The sequence below is a fragment of the Pseudomonas sp. XK-1 genome (assembly GCF_038069885.1).
Lineage (GTDB): Bacteria > Pseudomonadota > Gammaproteobacteria > Pseudomonadales > Pseudomonadaceae > Aquipseudomonas.
Map to the genome: position 1 here is coordinate 361910 of NZ_JBBPES010000002.1, position 18661 is coordinate 380570.

Genomic DNA, 18661 nt, shown 5'->3' on the forward strand with positions numbered 1-18661 from the left:
TCATTTTCTCGACCTACTGCCAAACGGCGGGCCCTAGGCGATATCGCGCAGCTCGCGACGGAGGATCTTGCCCACTGGGGTCATCGGCAGCGCATCGCGGAAAACGATATGCTTGGGAACCTTGTAACCGGTGAAGTTCTCTTTGCAGTATGCCTTCAGCTCCTCCGCGGTTACCCCGCCCTCACGAGCCACCACGAACAACTTGACCGCCTCACCGGATCTCTCGTCCGGCACGCCGATGGCGGCGCAGCTGGCCACCTGCGGATGGCCCATGACCACATCCTCGATCTCGTTGGGGTACACGTTGAAGCCAGAGACGATGATCATGTCCTTCTTGCGGTCGACAATACGCACGAAACCGTCCGGGTCGATCACCGCCACATCGCCGGTCTTGAACCAGCCCGCGGTGTCCAGCACCTCAGCGGTGGCCTCTTCGCGGTTCCAGTAGCCCTTCATCACCTGCGGGCCCTTGATGCACAGCTCGCCGCGCTCGCCCAGCGCCATCTCGTTACCGTCGTCGTCGATCACCTTGAACGCCGTACCCGGCACCGGAATACCCACGGTACCCAGGCGAGCCTGATCGCCATAGGGATTGGTGCTGGCCACCGGCGAGGTTTCGGTCAGGCCATAGCCTTCCACTACGGTGCAGCCGGTCATGGCCTGCCAACGCTCGGCCGTGGCCTTGACCAGGGCGGTGCCGCCAGAGTTGGTGACCTTGAGCTTGGAGAAATCCAGGTTCTTGAAATCCGGGTTGTCCATCAGGGCGACGAACAGCGTGTTGAGCCCCAGCAGCGCGGAGAACTGCCACTTGCCCAGTTCCTTGACGAAGCCCGGGATATCCCGTGGGTTGGTGATCAGGATGTTGTGGTTACCGTTGACCATCATGCACATGCAGTTCGCGGTGAAGGCATAGATATGGTAGAGCGGCAGCGGCGCAATCATGATCTCCTGGCCCTGTTTCATCAGCGGGCTGCCGTCCGGCCCCAGCTGCGACAGGCAGGCATCGACCTGGAGCATATTGGCCACCAGGTTGCCGTGGGTCAGCATCGCGCCCTTGGCAACCCCGGTGGTGCCGCCGGTGTACTGCAGCACAGCGACATCGTCCTGACCGACCTTGACCGGCTTGAGGCCATGGCCATGGCCCTGCTTGAGCACGTCCTTGAAGGCCACCGCCTGTGGCAGCTGGTACTCGGGCACCATCTTCTTGACCTTCTTCACCACGGTATTGACCAGCCAGCCCTTGAGGCTCGGCAGCAGGTCACCCATCCTGGCTTCGATCAGGTAGTCGATCTCGGTATCCGGCAGCACATCCTGCACCAGCTTGCCGAACATGTTCAGGTAGACCAGCGCGCGTACCCCGGCGTCCTTGAACTGGTGGCGCATCTCGCGGGCGGTGTACAGCGGATTGGTGTTGACCACGATCAGCCCGGCGCGCAGGGCCCCGAACACGGCAATCGGATACTGCAGCACGTTGGGCATCTGCACGGCGATGCGCTCGCCGGGCTGCAGGTCGGTGTGCTTCTGCAGATAGGCGGCAAAGGCTGCGGAATGGCGGTCCAGCTCGGCGTAGGTCAGGGTCACCCCCAGATTGCTGAAGGCCGGCCGGTCGGCGAACTTCTTGCACGAGCGCTCGAACACCTCGATCACCGACTTGTAGGCCCCCAGATCAATATCGTTGGGTACGCCGGCCGGGCGTTTGTCGCTCCAGAAATCAGGCTGCATTTATTTTTATCCTCTTGCCCTGAAATGATCCTATCCGCGCAGCGGAGTTGCCTGGAAAGTAACAGCTAAGCTCAGGCGGGCAAATAGTCAGAGCGCGTCATTGACGAGCTGAATCTAGCCGCTCACCCTGAGCGCTATCCGGGCCCCTCGCCCATTACCTTCCAGCACAGGCCCCAGCCGAGCCGCCATGCCGATTATTCTGTTTGTAGCCCTGTGCCTGTTGCTGTGCGGCAACCTGAGCCATGCGCAGCCATTGCGCCTGGCCACCCTGGAATACCCACCCTACAGCTCCGAACATCTGCGCAACGGTGGCAGCATAGTCGAACTGACCCGCCGCGCCTTTGCCGTGCAGGGTTATGCGGCGCAGATCGATTTCCTGCCCTGGGCCCGGGTGCGCGCCGCCCTGCGCCGAGGCCACTACCAGGGAGCCCTGGCGTTGTGGCCCAGGGAAGTCCAAGAGGAGCGCCTGATTGCCTCCCGGCCGCTGTTCTACAGCGAACTGGGCCTGTTCGTACGGCGCGACTACCCGCTGAACATCGACCACCTGGAGCAACTGCGCGGGAAAACCCTGGGCATAGTCCGCGGCTACGGCTACCCCCAGCGCATACTCGGAGCCGGGATGATTCTGGAAGAGGCGGTGGACGACCTCAGCAACCTGCGCAAACTGCAGGCCGGACGCTTTGATCAGATACTGCTGGAGCGTCGGGTCGGCGAACATCTGGTAGCCCGGGACCCGAAACTGCGGGGGCAGCTGGTGTGGCAAGGCACGCTGCTGGAGCGGATTCCACTGCTGGTGGGCTTCACCCCCAGCCGCCCGGGCGAGCCCGACTGGATCAGGATCTACGAGCAGGGCCTGCGTGAGCTGCATGCCAGCGGCGAGTACACACGCATACTGCGCCGGCACAACAACTGACGCGCGCCAGGCTTTGCGGCAGGCCGCGCGCGGTGCACAATGCGCGGCACTTGCAGTGCTACACAGACCGTCGAAAGACCTGGGCGCGGCAGGCGAGACAAGGCAAAAATGGCGCAATACCCGGCATGCCCGGCGCATACCAGGCCATTTTTAACGCGGTAACGGCAACACAGGCGGCAGCAACGGCCTGTTAAGGGATTCGCCATGCTCCACGAGACATTCTGGCTGACCAGCACAGATGCAGCGCCGATTTATGTCAACCGCTGGTACGCCGCCGCCCAGCCGCCCAGAGCCGTGCTGATGGTGGCCCATGGCATGGCCGAGCACAGCGGCCGTTACGGGCGCTTTGCCGAGGCCCTGGTGGCGGCGGGTTTCGAGGTCTATGCCCATGACCAGCGCGGCCATGGCAAAACCGCCGAACACGGCCTGCTCGGCCAGTACGCCGAACAGGACGGCTGGAACCTGGTGGTGGGCGACCTGGCCCGGCTCAATCACCATATCCGCCAGCAGCATCCGCACACGCCGATCTTCCTGCTCGGCCACAGCATGGGCAGCTATATCGGCCAGGCCTACCTGATGCAGCACAGTTGCAGCCTGCAAGGCGCGATTCTCTCCGGCTCCAACTACCAGCCCATGGCGCTGTACCGTATCGCCGAACTGCTGGCCCGCTTCGAGCGCTGGCGGCAGGGCCCCAGCGGGCGCAGCGGCCTGCTCGAATTCGCCACCTTCGGCTCGTTCAACAAACGCTTCAAGCCCAACCGCACCGACTTCGACTGGCTCAGCCGCGACCCGGCCGAAGTCGACAAGTACGTGAACGACCCGCTCTGCGGCTTTCGCTGCGTCAATCAATTATGGGTCGACCTGTTCGCCGGCCTGCAACAGATCACCCCGCGGGACAACCTGGCGCAGATCGACAGCAGCCTGCCCCTGCTGGTGATCGGCGGAGCCTGTGACCCGGTCAGCGACGGCAAGCGCCTGGCCGATCTGGCCGAAGCCCTGCGCGCCGCCGGCAACCCCCATGTGCAATTGCAGCTCTACCCGGATGCCCGTCACGAGGTGCTCAACGAGAGCAACCGCGACGAGGTCACCGCCTACATCATCGACTGGTTGCAGCAGGCCCTCGGCCAGCCGCGCCCTTGTCACCAACCGAGCCAAGAGAGTCATTCATGAGCCAGAGCAGCAACACCCCCTACGACGCCCTCGAAGTCGGCCAGACCGCCAGCTACAGCAAGAAGGTCGAAGAGCGCGATATCCAGCTGTTTGCCGAAGTATCCGGTGACCACAACCCGGTGCACCTGGACGCCGAATACGCCGCCACCACCATGTTCAAGGAACGCATCGCCCACGGCATGTTCAGCGGTGCCCTGATCAGCGCCGCAGTGGCCTGCGAGCTGCCAGGCCCGGGCACCATCTACCTCGGCCAGAGCATGCGCTTCACCCTGCCGGTGAAACTCGGCGATACCCTGACCGTGCGCCTGGAAATCCTGGAGAAACTGCCGAAATTCCGCGTACGCGTGGCCACCCGGGTGTTCAACCAGAACGATGAACTGGTGGTAGACGGCGAAGCGGAAATCCTCGCCCCGCGCAAGGCACAGACCGTCGAACTGACTCAGCTGCCACCCATCACCATCGGCTAAGAACTTGCCTCGGATCTGCTGCGCGTTGCTCCTGCGGCAAGATCGTCAACAGCTTCTAAGCTTGTTAGCCCAAGTCACCGTCGCCGGCTGCGGCGGTGCACTCCCCTACTAAGTAACCGCGCCCGGGCAATCCGTTTCGGCGCATCTGGAGATTTTTATGTCCCTGTCCATGTACCAAGCATCCATCCCGGTGTTTACCCGCCAGCTCAACAACCTTTCGACCATCCTCGGCATCGCCGCGGCCCATGCCGAAGACAAGAAGATCGAGCAGAGCGTATTTCTCAACGCCCGCCTGGCACCCGATATGTTCCCGCTAATCCGCCAGGTGCAGATCGCCTGTGACGGTGCCAAAGCCGGCGCGGCGCTGCTGGCCGAAGTGGAAGCACCGAGCCAGGCCGACGACGAAACCAGCTTCGCCGAACTGCAGACACGCATCGCCAAGACCCTGGCCTTCCTCGCCAGCCTGAATGCGGCGCAGATCGACGGCAGCGAAGCACGCACCGTCACCCTCAAGCGCCGCGACAAGGAAACCCACTTCCAGGGCCAGGCCTTCCTGCTCGACCACGTGCTGCCGAACTTCTACTTCCACCTCACCACCGCCTACGCCATCCTGCGCCATAACGGCGTGGCCATCGGCAAGCGCGACTTCCTCGGCACCCGCTGAGAGCCCTGGATTGCGCCAAGCCTGATTCAACCACGGTAATGACGTACCCCGACAAACTGAGGGGGCTAACCACCCCTCGGTGCCTGTGCGACTGCGCATACAGGGTGCTTCGCCCCCTTCTACAAGCAGTCCTGCGATTGTTACCCCGCGCCACCATCTCGCCTGCTGATTTAACAGTTGCATGATGCCTATTAGCCATTAAGATGCGCTCAGCAAGGAAGCTGGCAACCATCTTCTCGGTCGCCTGAAAGCGTCTTATGCCCCCTAAAGGCCGACTGAAGGAGTAGACCGTGGCCCGCCCATATTTGCGTAAGACCCTTCTTGCCCTGGCGATTGCCAGCCATCAGCAGTTGCTGGCAGACACCCTTGATCTGACTGGGTCACAGGCCACACTCTACTCCAACGAATACCTGGCTCCTCTGACTATTACCGGTCAGGCATCTGGAGCGGGATACGCGGTAGATGTGAACTCATGGTTTTTCCACTTCTTTCCGAGCATCACCAACCAAGCCAATCTAAATTCCTTCGGCGAAGAAACGAAAACGTTATCCCTGAGCGGCTCAGTCACCTTTGGCTACTTATGGGGGCTGGATGCAATAGCAGGCGATCTGACTAATGAAGGGCAGATCACTGCAAACGGAGACAGTTCTAGCGGGATTTTTCTTGGCAACGCGGCAGCCATACTCTTCGGCGACTTGAATAACTCGGGAAATATCACCAGCGACGGAACCAACTCCGCCGGTATTAGGCTCAGCAATCTAGCTATTATTTTCGGTGGAGGTATGAACAACACCGGAAACATTAGCGCCAATGGTGCTGGGTCATCCGGAATCAGTCTCGAGTCAAACAGCGGTTTGACGGATAGCCTGAATAATAGTGGGAGCATTCGAGTTAACGGCACGGCAGCCAAGGGAATCCGGCTGTCTGAATCTTGGATTCAGGAGTATCTGCAAAACAGCGGCAACATTGAAGTCAGCGGCGAATCCAGCGTTGCCATCGCGCTTGAGGATGACAGCGTTGTCTCGGCAATTAGCAATACAGAGACAGGCGTGATTAGCGCCTCCGGAGATTACAACCGCGCCATTTCAATTGCTCAGGGCAAGCTATCTCTTTCTCCAATATCGCTTCAAAACCGTGGATTTATCCAAACTACTGGTCGTGAAAGCGTCGGTGTCTATATAGACCATCCAAGTAACCTATCCATACTGATCAACGAGGGGCAAATATCCTCGCAAGGCGTTGGCAGCCGAGCCATCGCCCTCAACAGCGACTACCCAGACGCCCCTGCATCATCTGAAGGCCTCTGGGTCATTAATACCGGCACACTACAGGCCGAAGGTATTGCCATTGAAACAGCGCCATCCCCAGCCAATTACGGCGGTTTTAGCTCCTGGCTTCAGGTCGATATGTGGTCAGGATTAATATCAGGTGGAGACGCGGCCATCAAAGGCGATGGCAATGTTTTGTTGGCCTTCACTGGGGGCGAGATTCGGGGCAATCTGCTGGGGCTGCGAAGCATTTATGCCTCGGGCAATGCGCTGTTCAATGGCCAACTGATCCAGAGCACTGACCTATGGGCATCAGCACTGGAGTTGACTCAGCCGCACACCCGTCTTGACGGCAATTTAAACCTGGCCAATAGCACTCTTGACCTAACCCTGCATAACCAGACAGATCCAAGCAGGGCAATTTTTGACGTCAGTGGCAGTGCAACGTTTGGTTTATTCGGCCAAAGCCATATCCGCCTGAAGCCGGCCTCGGAAGATTTCCGTGGTTTGCCTCTGCGTGAATATGTGCTGATCTCAGCCAACAGCATCGAAGACCAAGGCACACCTTTCGGTATGAGCCTGCAAGTCACCAGCCTGTCCGATCTGCTACAAATTGAAAGTTTCGAAGTCACCGACAACCAGGTCACTGCGGTGGTTAAAGGCCTGTCGGCAAAACAAGTCAGCGACTACCTGCGCGAAAATGGCGCTCCAGCTTATGTACTGCCGGCCTTCACCCGCTTCTATGGCGAAACCCTGGGCAACCTGAGCGATACCGATCCGCTGTTTCAGAGCGTCATCGGTAGCAATGATGCTGAGTTGGTACGCCTAGCCCAACAACTCGCACCCGAAGTCAACGGCGCTGTCAGCCAAGTCGTCGCCAGCAACCACAATCTGCTCGGCAACACCCTGCAAAACCGCAGCGCCAGCCTACGCCGTGGCCTGTCATCCGGCGACGGGTTGAGTCAGACCGGTGTTTGGCTGCAGGTGCTGGACAGCGATGCCGATCAGGGCAGCCGTAACAGTATTCCCGGCTATGACGCCGACAGCCAGGGCATTGCCATAGGTGCCGACGGCAAGTTGAACGCACAAACCACCCTGGGCTTGGCATACAGCTATCTGACTAGTGACGTACGCAGCCAGAGCGGTAACAAGACCGATATCGAAGGTCACACCCTGACCCTCTACAGCGGCTACGAACAGGATGCCTGGTTCGCCGACGCTAGCCTGAGCTATGGCCTGAACGACAACCAGAGCAAGCGCTATATCGCCGGCACTCGTGCCAAAGGTGATTACGATAGTTCGCTGTGGGGCCTCAACTTGCTCGGGGGTTATGGCTTCGATCTCGGCCAGGGTGTGCTGCTCGAGCCACGTGTAGCTGCTCGTTATAGCAATGTGCGGATCGACAGCTACCGCGAGAAAGGCTCATCCGCCGCGCTAGCAGTTGGCTCACAACGCGCCGAAATCGCCGAGCTGGGTGCCGGCGTGCGCCTGGCTGGCAACTTTGCCATCGGCCAGGGCAATCTGGAACCGGAAGCCAAGCTGATGGCCTACCACGATTTCATCGCCGATCAGTCCAGTAGTACCAGCGCCTTCGTGGTCGCTGGTACGCCCTTCGTCACCCACGGTGCGAAACCTGCGCGCGACAGTTACGAAACCAGCCTAGGCCTGACCTATCGTCTCGGCGCGGTCAGCCTGGGCGTCAGCTACGATTACCTGACCAAGGCGGACTACTCCGCTGATACAGTGCAAGCCAAGGTTCGCTACGATTTCTGATATGACCTGCCCACCGCCAGGCCCGCTTATGCGGGCCTTTCTTTTCCTGCTTGGCTCAGCCGCAGTCCTGGCTGGCTGCGCCTCTCCCAGTGCTCGGCTGGAAGAGCTGGCTCGTCAGCAAAACCATCAACTGGTCACCCTGCACACAAGCCGGTTCGATTTGCTGGTTGCCCTGCCGAATCAATCGCAGCCATCCACTCGGCTTCGGGTCTATCTGGAGGGTGACGGCCGAGCCTGGATCACATCACGCCAACCCAGCCTGGACCCAACGCCGCACGAGCCATTGCTGGCGCGGCTGGCCATGGCAGATCCGCAACCCAGCATCTACCTGGCCCGCCCCTGCCAGTACCTGGATTCACCTGCCTGCGCGCCGCGCTATTGGACCGACGCACGCTTCTCCAACGAAGTGCTCGACAGCCTGGAGCAAGCCTTGGACCAACTCAGACAGCGCTATAAAAACCGCGACTTCGAACTTATCGGTTACTCGGGCGGTGGCACCCTAGCCCTACTACTGGCCGCCCGGCGTAACGATATCGCCCAGGTGCAGACACTGGCCGGCAACCTGAGCCCCCGGCGCTGGGCAGAACTACTCGGATTGGATCCTCTGTACGGCTCACTGGAGCCGCTGGATTTTGCCGATCGCCTACGGGAACTACCCCAACGCCACCTGAGCGGAAGCGAAGACCGAGTGGTACCGGCCAGTCTGCTAGACGAGTACGCGGCCCGATTGGGCTCAGCCAGCTGCCTGGAATTGCAACGACTTGTTGGTGTTGAGCACTCTGTCGGCTGGCTCGAACACTGGCAACATTGGCGTGACCAACCTATTGCATGTATGAGCGTTCAGCAGCGGGCAAATGTGCCAGTTGAGAGCCGTCCAATTGATGAGCCCTCAGGTGCGGCAGTACCGCCGCCAGCAGGGGCTCCTTGAACGCCTCCTGAAAGCGGTGGGCAAGGCCCGGGATCAACTTCAGTTCGCTGCCCTTGATATGCGCCGCCACATGCACGCCGTGCATCACCGGCAGCAGCGGGTCGGCGGTGCCGTGCACCACCAGGGTCGGTACGCTCAGGCCATTGAGCAGTTCGACCCGGCTCGCCTCGGCCAGAATCGCCAGCAATTGCCGCTGCACGCCCTCCGGGTTGAAGGCCCGGTCGTAGGCGATCTGGGCCTGCTCCAGCAACAGTTCGCGGTCGTCGCTCACCGCCGGGCTGCCCAGGGCCGCCAGCAAGTCTGCCTGCTGTTCCAGGGCCAGCGCGCGATTGGACGCCTCGCGCTTGGCCAGCAGCGCCAGCAGGGACGCGCTGGGAGCCGGCAGGCCCTGGGCCCCGGAGCTGGTCATGATCAGGGTCAGGCTCTGCACCCGCTCCGGGGCCATGTCGGCCAGGTGCTGGGCAATCATCCCGCCCATGCTCGCGCCCAGCACATGGAAACGCCGGATGCCCAGGCCATCCATCAGGCCCAGGGCATCCCCGGCCATATCCCGCAGGCTGTAGGGAGCGGCAACCGACAACCCGAGGCGATAACGCAGCGCCTCATAAGTCAGGTTGATCGATGGCGCGGCCTGGTTCCAGCTGCTCAGGCCGACATCGCGATTATCGAAGCGGATCACCCGAAAGCCCTGCTGGCACAGACGCGCCACCACCTCATCCGGCCAGTGGATCAACTGGCCGCCCAGGCCCATGACCAGCAGCAGCGCCGGGTCGCGCTCGCGACCGATGGCCTGGTAGGCCAGGCTCACCTCGCCCAGCGCAACCTGCCGGGTTGGCTGCTGAAGATCGCAACGATTCGCTGCAAAGGAAGGCAGGCCGCACAGCAGTGCAACCAGGAAAATAAGAACACGCATGCAAACACCAGAACGCAGAACCCCATTGAGACGCGAGTTTGCTGACATTCGCTCGAGCGCGCTGCCACACAAGCGTGACAGTTTGATGAATAGGGACGAGCGGTCTCCCTTGTCGCCACAAGGGAAACCGCTCAAAGCGCTGCGGGAAAGCCCCGCCCACAGCCGATCAGGACCGCGAAAGGGGCTTTATGCCGATCAGGCCAGCTCGCTACGCAGCTGGCGGGCGGCGGCGATCATATTGACCAGCGCCGCTTCGGTCTCGGGCCAGGCGCGGGTCTTCAGGCCGCAGTCCGGGTTGACCCACAGGCGCTCAAAGGGAATGCGCTGGGCCGCCTTGCGCAGCAACTTGACCATTTCGCTGCTGTCCGGCACCCGCGGCGAGTGGATGTCGTAGACTCCGGGGCCGATATCGTTGGGATAGGCGAAGGCCTCGAACGCCTCAAGCAGCTCCATGTCCGAGCGCGAGGTTTCGATGGTGATCACATCGGCGTCCATGGCGGCGATGGACTCGATCACGTCGTTGAACTCGCTGTAGCACATATGGGTGTGGATCTGGGTTTCGTCGCGCACACCCGAGGCGCACAGGCGGAAGGCCTCGGTGGCCCAGTCCAGATAGCCCTGCCACCCGGCCCGACGCAGCGGCAAGCCCTCGCGGAACGCCGCTTCGTCGATCTGCACGATCTTGATTCCGGCCGCTTCCAGATCCTGCACCTCGTCGCGGATGGCCAGGGCCAGCTGGCGCGCCTGCTGCTCGCGTGAAATGTCTTCGCGCGGGAAAGACCACATCAGCATGGTCACCGGGCCCGTCAGCATGCCCTTCATCACCTTGCGGGTGAGACTCTGGGCGTACTTGATCCACTCCACCGTCATGGCCTTGGGCCGGCTCAGGTCGCCATAGATCAGCGCCGGTTTGACGCAGCGCGAGCCATAGCTCTGCACCCAGCCGAAGCGAGTAAAGACGTAGCCGTCCAGTTGCTCGGCAAAATACTCGACCATGTCATTGCGCTCGGCTTCGCCATGCACCAACACATCCAGGCCGAGGTTTTCCTGCACCTCGACGGCATGGCGAATCTCGCTGTGCATGGCCTCGGTGTAGTCACCCAGCGACAGTTTGCCGGCCTTGAACGACTGGCGCGCCAGCCGAATCGAGGCGGTCTGCGGGAACGAACCGATGGTGGTGGTCGGAAATGTCGGCAACTGCAGACGTGAACGTTGCTGTTCGATGCGCGTGGCAAACGGCGACTGGCGCTGGCTGTCGACGGCGCTAATGGCCGCCAGACGCGCCTGCACTAGCGGTTTGTGGATACGTGGCGACTGCGCGCGAGCGGCCTGCACGGCGTGGCTTTGCGCCAGCGCGGCCTGCACCTGGACGTTGTGCGGCTCATTCAGGGCCGTGGTCAGCAGCGCGACTTCCTCGCACTTCTGCACGGCGAAGGCCAGCCAGCTTTTCAGCTCGCTATCCAGCTTGTCTTCACGGTTCAGATCCACCGGACTGTGCAGCAGCGAGCAGCTCGGGGCCACCCACAGGCGCTCGCCCAGCCGTTCCTGGGCATGTTGCAGGATGGCCAGGGTCTGCTGCAGATCAGTGCGCCAGACGTTACGGCCGTTGACCACACCCAACGACAGCACCTTGTAGGCCGGCAGGCGGTCGAGGATGGTCGGGAACTGCTCGGGGGCACGCACCAGGTCGATATGCAGACCATCTACCGGCAGGCTGGCGGCCAGACTGAGGTTGTCCTCAAGGCCAGCAAAATAGGTGGCGATCAGCTTCTTGCCCGGCTCGCGCTGCAACAGGTTGTAGGCCCGCTCGAAGGCATTTTTCCAGTCTTGCGGCAAATCCAGCACCAGAATCGGCTCGTCGATCTGCACCCATTCCACGCCCTGAGCGGCCAGGCGCTGGAGGATTTCGCCGTAGACCGGCAGCAGGCGCTCCAGCAGTTCAAGCCGGTCAAAATCGCTGCCCTTGGCCTTGCCCAGCCACAGATAGGTCAGCGGGCCGATCAGCACCGGCTTGACCTTGTGGCCCAGGGCCTGGGCTTCCTCTACCTCGTCAAACAATTGCTCCCAGCTCAGCTGGAACTGCTGATCGGCGGTGAATTCCGGCACCAGGTAGTGGTAGTTGGTATCAAACCACTTGGTCATCTCTTGGGCGTGGGCACCACCGCAACAGGCGTTCTGGCTGCTCTTGTTTCCAACGGCACCGCGCGCCATGCCAAACAGGGTATCCAGGGTCGGTTTGCCGTCTGCCGGGCGGAAGCGCTCAGGGATTACGCCGAGGGTCAGCGAGTGGCTCAGCACCTGGTCGTACCAGGCAAAGTCACCGACCGGCAGCAACTCGATGCCGGCGTCCTTCTGCAGCTGCCAGTGGGTGGCGCGCAACTCGCGGCCGACGGCGCGCAGGCCGGCTTCGTCCAGTTCGCCCTTCCAGTGGGCCTCCAGGGCTTTTTTCAATTCGCGGTCGCCACCAATACGGGGGAAACCAAGGGAATGGGCCAGGGCCATGTCGTAACGCTCCATAGATCAACAAGATGGGGCCATTCTCAACAACCCTGCATCGTGAGACAAACTCAACATATTCGCCTTGATCTATAGTTTTACTCATGTAGGGTGGATGACGTTGTTTTCATCCACCACTTGAACAGACACCTCAATGGTGGATGGGTGAAGCGTCATCCACCCTACCCCCGAGGCCCGCCATGCTCGAACTACGCCACCTGAAAACCCTGCACGCCCTGCGCGAAAGCGAAAGCCTGGTGGACGCCGCCGAGCGTCTGCACCTGACCCAGTCAGCGCTGTCGCACCAGTTCAAGGAACTGGAAGAACGCTTAGGCATGCAGCTGTTTGTACGCAAGACCAAGCCGGTGCGCTTTACCAGCGCAGGCCTGCGCCTGCTGCAACTGAGCGATGCAGTATTGCCGCTGCTGCGTGGTGCCGAGCGCGATCTGGCGCGCCTGGCCGGTGGCACTGCCGGCAGGCTGCATATGGCCATCGAGTGCCACAGCTGCTTCCAGTGGCTGATGCCGACCATCGACCAGTTCCGCGACGCCTGGCCGGAGGTAGAGCTGGACCTGGCCTCGGGCTTCTCCTTCGCCCCGCTGCCGGCCCTGGCTCGTGGCGATCTGGACCTGGTCGTAACCAGCGACCCGCTGGAACTGGCCGGTATCACCTATGTGCCGCTGTTTACCTACGAGGCCATGCTCGCCGTGGCCAACCAGCACCCGCTAGCCAGCAAGTCGTTTATCCAACCCGAGGACCTGGAGAACGAGACACTGATCACCTATCCGGTGGAACGCGACCGCCTGGATATCTTTACCCGCTTTCTCGAACCGGCGGATGTCGAACCGGCACAAGTGCGCACCTCGGAGCTGACGGTAATGATGATGCAGCTGGTGGCCAGCGGCCGCGGCGTCTGCGGCCTGCCCAACTGGGCGCTGCACGAATACAGCTCGCGCGGCTACGTCACGGCCAAGCGCCTGGGCGACAAGGGCCTGTTCGCCACCCTGTACGCTGGCATCCGTACCGATATGTTGGATGCGCCCTTTATGCGCGACTTTCTGCTCACCGCCAAGGACACCTCCTTCGCCAATCTGGAAGGGGTCAGCGTGGCGCGCTAGATGGCCGCCGCCGCGCATTTGGTCTATGTCCCGAGCAAAGATCGCGGTCACCCCGGTGCGCAAGGTGCCCCCTGCGCCAGGCATTCCGTACCGGCGCGCCAGCGCTAAAATCGCTCGATAGACCCATGACTTGGATCAATTGCATCTGAGCGCAACTAAGCTCTAATTGAAACGATACCTAGTAGACGCGGAAACCTCTCCCATGATCCAGGCGATGCACAGCCGCTATAGAGCATTCAGCAGAAATCTGCTGGCGCTCTGGTGTGTGTTGCTTATCGCCTGCTCCTTTGCCCATATTCAGGTTGCCAGCGCCGACACCCACGACACCGCCGAGGTCGCCATCTACAGCGGCCACGAGCATGCCAGCCAGGATCACGACACAACAGATAGCTGCAGCGCCGTACAGAACGCGCCGCTCAACCAGCAACTACTGACGCTCCTGGCATTGACCGCCCTGCTCGCCCTGGCCGGCCGCCTGGGCCTGCTCAGCGATCTGCAGCGGCGTATCGGCAGCGTGCAGCTCATCCCCTTATTCAGCCCAGGCCTACCCGCGCCCATTCGCAAGCAGCTGCATCGCTATAACGAATAGTACCCCTCTCCCCCGCTAAACCCCGCAGCCGCGCAGCCGCGCAGCGCTGACCCCACGCCGCGCCTAGCGCTGCGCCCCTCGGTTTTTTGGAGAGCGCCAACATGTCCCATGACCCGCATCGCGCCCATGCCGCCACTAAGCCTGCTCAACAGGAGCCCAGGCCATGAATGCGATCGAATCGATCGGCAGTCGCCAGACTGCGATATTGATAGTGCCCGGCATGGGCAGCGACCATTGCGCCGGCCTGGTCAGCCAGTCGCTCAAGCGCCTGCCGGGTATCACTGAACTGAGCACCAGCATCGCCAGCCACAAGGTGCGCATCGAATTCGATGCCGAGCAGACCAGCCTTGCCGCGCTCAAGCAGGCCGTGGAGCAAGCCGGCTATCAGGTTGCCAAGGCGGTGCTGGCCAGTACTGCAGGCGAACCCACAGGGGCCGAAGAGGAAGAGCAGTACCTGCGCGACGCCTGGCGGCGCATGTGGATAGCCGGCGTACCCACGACCCTGATCATGCTGCTGATGGCCTTGCCCATGGCCGGTGTAGCGGTGCCCGGCTACCTGGCAATAGTGGTGGTGCTCGCCGCCATCCCGGTGTTTATCGCCGGTGCCAGCACCCATGTATCGGCCTGGAAAGCGCTGCGCAACCGCACCGCCAATATGGATGTACTGATCAGCCTGGGCAGCCTGCCGCCCTACTTTATCGGCCTGGTGGGGTTCGTCTACCCCATGACCTCCTTCGTCGAGATGGCCGCCACCATCACCACCTTCCACCTGATCGGCCGCTACTTGGAGGCCCGTGCCAAGGGCCGCGCCTCCCAGGCCATCCGCAAGATGCTGGAGCTGGGAGCCAAGAGCGCGGTGCTGCTGCGTGATGGTGTCGAGGTGCAGGTGCCGATCGAGGCCGTGACGGTCGGCGACCTGATGCTGGTGCGCCCCGGCGAGAAGGTGCCCAGCGACGGCGAAGTGGTCGAGGGTAACAGCCATATCGACGAGTCCCTGGCCACCGGCGAATCGCTGCCGAAGGAGAAAGGCCCGGGCGATGCGGTGATCGGCGCGACCCTGAACAAGGAAGGCCTGCTGACCGTGCGCGCCACCAAGGTCGGCCAGGACACGTTCCTCGCCCAGGTGATCGACCTGGTCGAGCACGCGCAAAGCTCCAAGGTGCCAATCCAGGAGTTCGCCGACCGCATGACCGGGCGTTTCGTCCCCGTGGTGCTGCTTGTCAGCCTGGCCAGCCTGGTGGTCTGGCTGCTCTGGGGCGAGTCGCTGCGCGGCATTCTGGTGTGGGGCGCAACCTGGTTGCCTTGGGTCAACCCGGAGCTGTCGTCGCCCCTGGTGGGGCTGCTGTCGGCAGTCGCGGTGCTGGTGATCGCCTGCCCCTGCGCCCTCGGCCTGGCCACCCCAACCGCGCTGATGGTGGGTGCCGGCCGCGGTGCCGAGCACGGCATTCTCTACCGCTCGGGCACCGCCATTCAGATGTTCAAGGACATCAAGGTAATGGTGCTCGACAAGACCGGCACCCTGACCCTGGGCAAACCGGTGGTCACCGATTGCCTGCCCAGCGCCGATATCGACGAGCAGGAGCTGCTGCGCCTGGCCACCAGCGTGGAATACGGCTCCGAGCACCCAATTGCCCAGGCCATGGTTGAACGCATCAAGGAACTCGGGCTGGAACTGGGGGGCCTTAGCGAATTCCAGGCGCTCAACGGCCTGGGCGTGCAGGGCCAGGTGGACGGTCAATTGATCCGCGTCGGCAATGCGCGCTGGATGCAGGAATGCCAGGTGGACACAGCAACCCTGGCCAGCCAGCTGGAAACCCTGGAGAACCAGGGCAAGACCGCGCTCTACGTCGCCAGTGGCGAGCAACTGATTGGCGTGGTGGCGGTGGCCGACAGCCTCAAGGAGGACGCCCAGGCAGCCATTACCGAACTGCGGGCCCTGGGCATCCATACCGTGATGCTGACCGGCGACAACCCGCGCGCCGCCGCCCACATCGCCGCGCAAGTGGGCATCGACAGCGTACACGCGGGTGTCCTTCCCAGCGGCAAGGTCGAGGTGATTCGCCAGTTGCAGGCCGAATACGGCCAGTGGGTGGCCATGGTCGGCGACGGTATCAACGACGCACCGGCGCTGAAACAGGCCAATGTCGGCATCGCCATCGGCAGCGGTGCCGACGTGGCCATGGAAGCCGCCGACGTGATCCTGATCGGTGGCCGCCTGGGCGGCCTGGTGGAGGCCGCCCAGCTGTCGCGCCTGACCTTCCGCAAGATCGTCGAGAACCTGATCTGGGCCTCGGCCTACAACGTCGCCGCCATTCCCATCGCCGCCGTCGGCCTGCTCCACCCCATGATCGGCGTGATTGCCATGACCGCCAGTTCGCTGTCGGTGATCGCCAATTCCCTATTGCTCAAGAGAGCTCCCTTGAGCGCTATCCGCAACACTCATTAAAACCAAGCAGGAGAAACACCATGAGCACATTCACCTACAAAACCCTGACCGCCCTCGCCCTCGCCGGCGCAATGCTGAGTGCCCCGGCTTTCGCCGAGGATGCTCACCACACAGAACAGCTGGCGCAAAACCAGCAAAACATGCCCATGGGTCAGGGCATGGGCCAAGGGATGGGTCAAGGGATGGGGCCTGGCATGGGCATGATGGACATGTCCCAGATGCAGGAAATGATGGACAAGATGCACAACACCACCAATCCCCAGGAGCGTCAGAAAATTCGCAGTGAACACCGTCAGGCCATGCGCTCGCAGATGGGCATGATGAACCAGCGCATGCAACAGAGCCAATGCCCAATGGCTAAGGATGCGCCCATGCAACAGCAGTGCTTGGGGGAAATGCATCAGAACATGATGCAAATGATGCAAATGATGGAACAGATGATGGAGGCCATGCCGAACGGCCAGTGAGCCGGGCTGCGTAATCTGCGGAGGGTATCCACCAGCTATTGGAGGAGTTGACCGGGCGGCCCCGTAACCAAGCGATGGGCCGGGTCGCCGCCCAATCTGGCGGGATCTGTTGACCAGCCAAGGGGCCTACTAGCAGGCAGTTGAGAAACTACCTGCGTTGGCAATACAGCGTTAAAAACAGGCTCGGAATGCTCATTTACAGCACGTAAAGTCGCGTGCGACCCCAGCCGCTTCCTCGCCTGTTTTTGCCTTGTCTTGCCTGCCTCGCCTACGTTTTCAACGACCTGCTAGTCGACTGCTTCCCATTGTTTTCCCGTTGTGCCGACAGAAGGAAAATCGCCGTGAAAGAAGCAAACCGGCTGGGCGTATCCAGCGCCAACCTGGTAACCCGTCACCTGAAGCTCGAACCCACGGAGCGAGAAAAACTGGATGCGGCAATCGCCGAGATCGACAAGCTCTATGGCCTCGCCAGCGTCTCCTTCGATGACAGCAAGGGACGTCTCGACTTGGCCTATGATGCGACCCGAATCTGCCTGGACTGCATTGAGGAGGTCCTAACAAAGTACGCCATCGAGGTCAGTCATGACTGGTGGACGCGCTTCAGGGAAGATCACTACCGCTTTGTCGATCAGAACCTGAAAGACAATGCCTCTCGTGAACCATGGAGCTGCCATAAGTCGCCACCAGGCTCGGGGCACAACCGATAACTTATATGCTCGGCGCGTGCGAAAGGGGTGTCCACGGGTTTATCCAGGGCTGCCCCGCTGTCTAGGCGCGAAGGCTGATCGCCTTTAATAGCGCCGAGCTCGAAACCTATGCGTTACGGGCAGCATTCACTCGCCAAGCCACAGCCCCAAACCCAGCAGCGCCAGCGTAGCCAAAAGGGTGGCCACATTAATCCCCAATACCTGGGACAGCTGCTCTGGCCTGTCGAGCACCTGGGGCAAGCACCTGCTGACCCAGAGCGCGGCGGGGAAGGTCAGCCAGGCCAGCCCGCTGGCCATGGGCAGTAAGCCCAGCCAGAGCGCACTACCCAGCAGCAGGTAAGCAGCCAGCAGTAAAATCGCCACTATCCACGCCGCCTTTCGCTCGCCCAGCACTATTGGCAGATGCCGGCGTCCCACTCTACGGTCGGCATCAATGTCCGGAATCTGATTGATCAGAAGCAGCTCACTGACCAGAAGCATCACCACCAGCGCGACCACAACCGTGGCCGTATCCGAGCGGCCACCCAGGGCCAGCTGCGTGCCCAGGATCATGATCGGCCCAAAACCCAGGCCGGGTGCGAGCAGGCACAACCAGGGCGAGCGGGTAATCCAGCGCGTATAACCGATCACCAGCAGCAGCCCGGCTGCACCGAGCACTACTATCGGCAGGCCGCGTAACCAGAGGAAATACAGGCCGATCAGCACCACCAGCGCTATCGAGACCAGGAACGCGACCAGCACCCGCGGTGCCGCCTCAGGATTTTCCGGCAGCGCGCCGCTGCCGCCGGAGAATGGGGTGCGCTGGGTGAGCAGATCCAGCCCGGAGCGAAAATCCTGATATTCATTGAGCAGGTTGACCGCCGCATGGGCCAGCACGCTGCCTAGCACCACCAGCGTCAACTGAGCCCCTTGCATGTCCGGCAACTGCCGCCCGGTCAAGACAATACCCAGGGCCGCGCACAACAGTGCCAGCAGGAGAAATTTGGGGCGGGTGGCTCTGAGCAGGGTCATACCCGACAT

14 protein-coding genes are annotated in these 18661 nt (G+C 61.8%); 10 read left to right on the forward strand and 4 right to left on the reverse strand.

The window, feature by feature from the left end:
* Nucleotides 1-33: 33 nt before the first annotated feature.
* Nucleotides 34-1722, reverse strand: coding sequence for a long-chain-fatty-acid--CoA ligase FadD2 (gene fadD2 / locus WMW70_RS07360; protein ID WP_341436861.1), 1689 nt, complete (start codon nt 1720-1722; stop codon nt 34-36).
* 187 nt (nt 1723-1909) lie between these two features.
* On the opposite strand from fadD2, the gene WMW70_RS07365 reads away from it, so the two are divergent.
* The 5 genes from WMW70_RS07365 (at nt 1910) to WMW70_RS07385 (ending at nt 7977) form a co-directional block, all read left to right on the forward strand.
* On the forward strand, nt 1910-2635 hold the full coding sequence (locus WMW70_RS07365) for a substrate-binding periplasmic protein (protein WP_341436862.1): 726 nt from the start codon (nt 1910-1912) through the stop codon (nt 2633-2635).
* Nucleotides 2636-2839: 204 nt separating this feature from the next.
* The gene (locus WMW70_RS07370) at nt 2840-3805 is read left to right on the forward strand and encodes an alpha/beta hydrolase (RefSeq protein WP_341436863.1); all 966 of its coding nucleotides are present in this window, start codon (nt 2840-2842) and stop codon (nt 3803-3805) included.
* Nucleotides 3802-4272 carry a MaoC family dehydratase gene (locus WMW70_RS07375; protein WP_325504586.1) on the forward strand — a complete coding sequence of 157 codons (471 nt, stop codon included), beginning with the start codon at nt 3802-3804 and terminating at the stop codon, nt 4270-4272. Before WMW70_RS07370 ends, WMW70_RS07375 begins: the two co-directional genes overlap by 4 nt.
* Nucleotides 4273-4429: 157 nt before the next feature.
* Nucleotides 4430-4936, forward strand: a complete 507-nt coding sequence (locus tag WMW70_RS07380; protein ID WP_341436864.1) for a DUF1993 domain-containing protein — start codon at nt 4430-4432, stop codon at nt 4934-4936.
* A gap of 290 nt (nt 4937-5226) precedes the next feature.
* On the forward strand, nt 5227-7977 hold the full coding sequence (locus tag WMW70_RS07385) for an autotransporter family protein (RefSeq protein ID WP_341436865.1): 2751 nt from the start codon (nt 5227-5229) through the stop codon (nt 7975-7977).
* 821 nt (nt 7978-8798) lie between these two features.
* Here the strand turns inward: WMW70_RS07385 and WMW70_RS07390 are convergent.
* Together WMW70_RS07390 and metE are read right to left on the reverse strand one after the other, a co-directional pair.
* Entirely contained in the window at nt 8799-9818 is a 1020-nt protein-coding gene (locus WMW70_RS07390; protein WP_341436866.1) for an alpha/beta fold hydrolase, read from the reverse strand.
* Nucleotides 9819-10013: 195 nt separating this feature from the next.
* Entirely contained in the window at nt 10014-12320 is a 2307-nt protein-coding gene (metE, locus tag WMW70_RS07395; RefSeq protein ID WP_341436867.1) for a 5-methyltetrahydropteroyltriglutamate--homocysteine S-methyltransferase, read from the reverse strand.
* A gap of 194 nt (nt 12321-12514) precedes the next feature.
* Between metE and metR the strand changes: the two genes are divergently transcribed.
* The 5 genes from metR (at nt 12515) to WMW70_RS07420 (ending at nt 17641) form a co-directional block, all read left to right on the forward strand.
* Entirely contained in the window at nt 12515-13432 is a 918-nt protein-coding gene (gene metR, locus WMW70_RS07400) for a transcriptional regulator MetR (RefSeq protein ID WP_341436868.1), read from the forward strand.
* 202 nt (nt 13433-13634) lie between these two features.
* Nucleotides 13635-14021 (forward strand): hypothetical protein, encoded by a 387-nt coding sequence (locus WMW70_RS07405; protein WP_341436869.1) that lies wholly within the window; start codon nt 13635-13637, stop codon nt 14019-14021.
* A gap of 163 nt (nt 14022-14184) precedes the next feature.
* A complete protein-coding gene (locus WMW70_RS07410) occupies nt 14185-16467 on the forward strand; it encodes a heavy metal translocating P-type ATPase (RefSeq protein WP_341436870.1) in 2283 nt (760 codons plus the stop codon).
* A gap of 20 nt (nt 16468-16487) precedes the next feature.
* A complete protein-coding gene (locus tag WMW70_RS07415) occupies nt 16488-16934 on the forward strand; it encodes a hypothetical protein (protein WP_341436871.1) in 447 nt (148 codons plus the stop codon).
* A gap of 341 nt (nt 16935-17275) precedes the next feature.
* Complete coding sequence (locus WMW70_RS07420) at nt 17276-17641, forward strand: cation transporter (RefSeq protein ID WP_341436872.1); 366 nt, start codon at nt 17276-17278, stop codon at nt 17639-17641.
* A gap of 126 nt (nt 17642-17767) precedes the next feature.
* Here WMW70_RS07420 and WMW70_RS07425 read toward each other — a convergent pair whose 3' ends face one another.
* Nucleotides 17768-18652 (reverse strand): prenyltransferase, encoded by an 885-nt coding sequence (locus WMW70_RS07425; protein ID WP_341436873.1) that lies wholly within the window; start codon nt 18650-18652, stop codon nt 17768-17770.
* Nucleotides 18653-18661 lie beyond the last annotated feature (9 nt).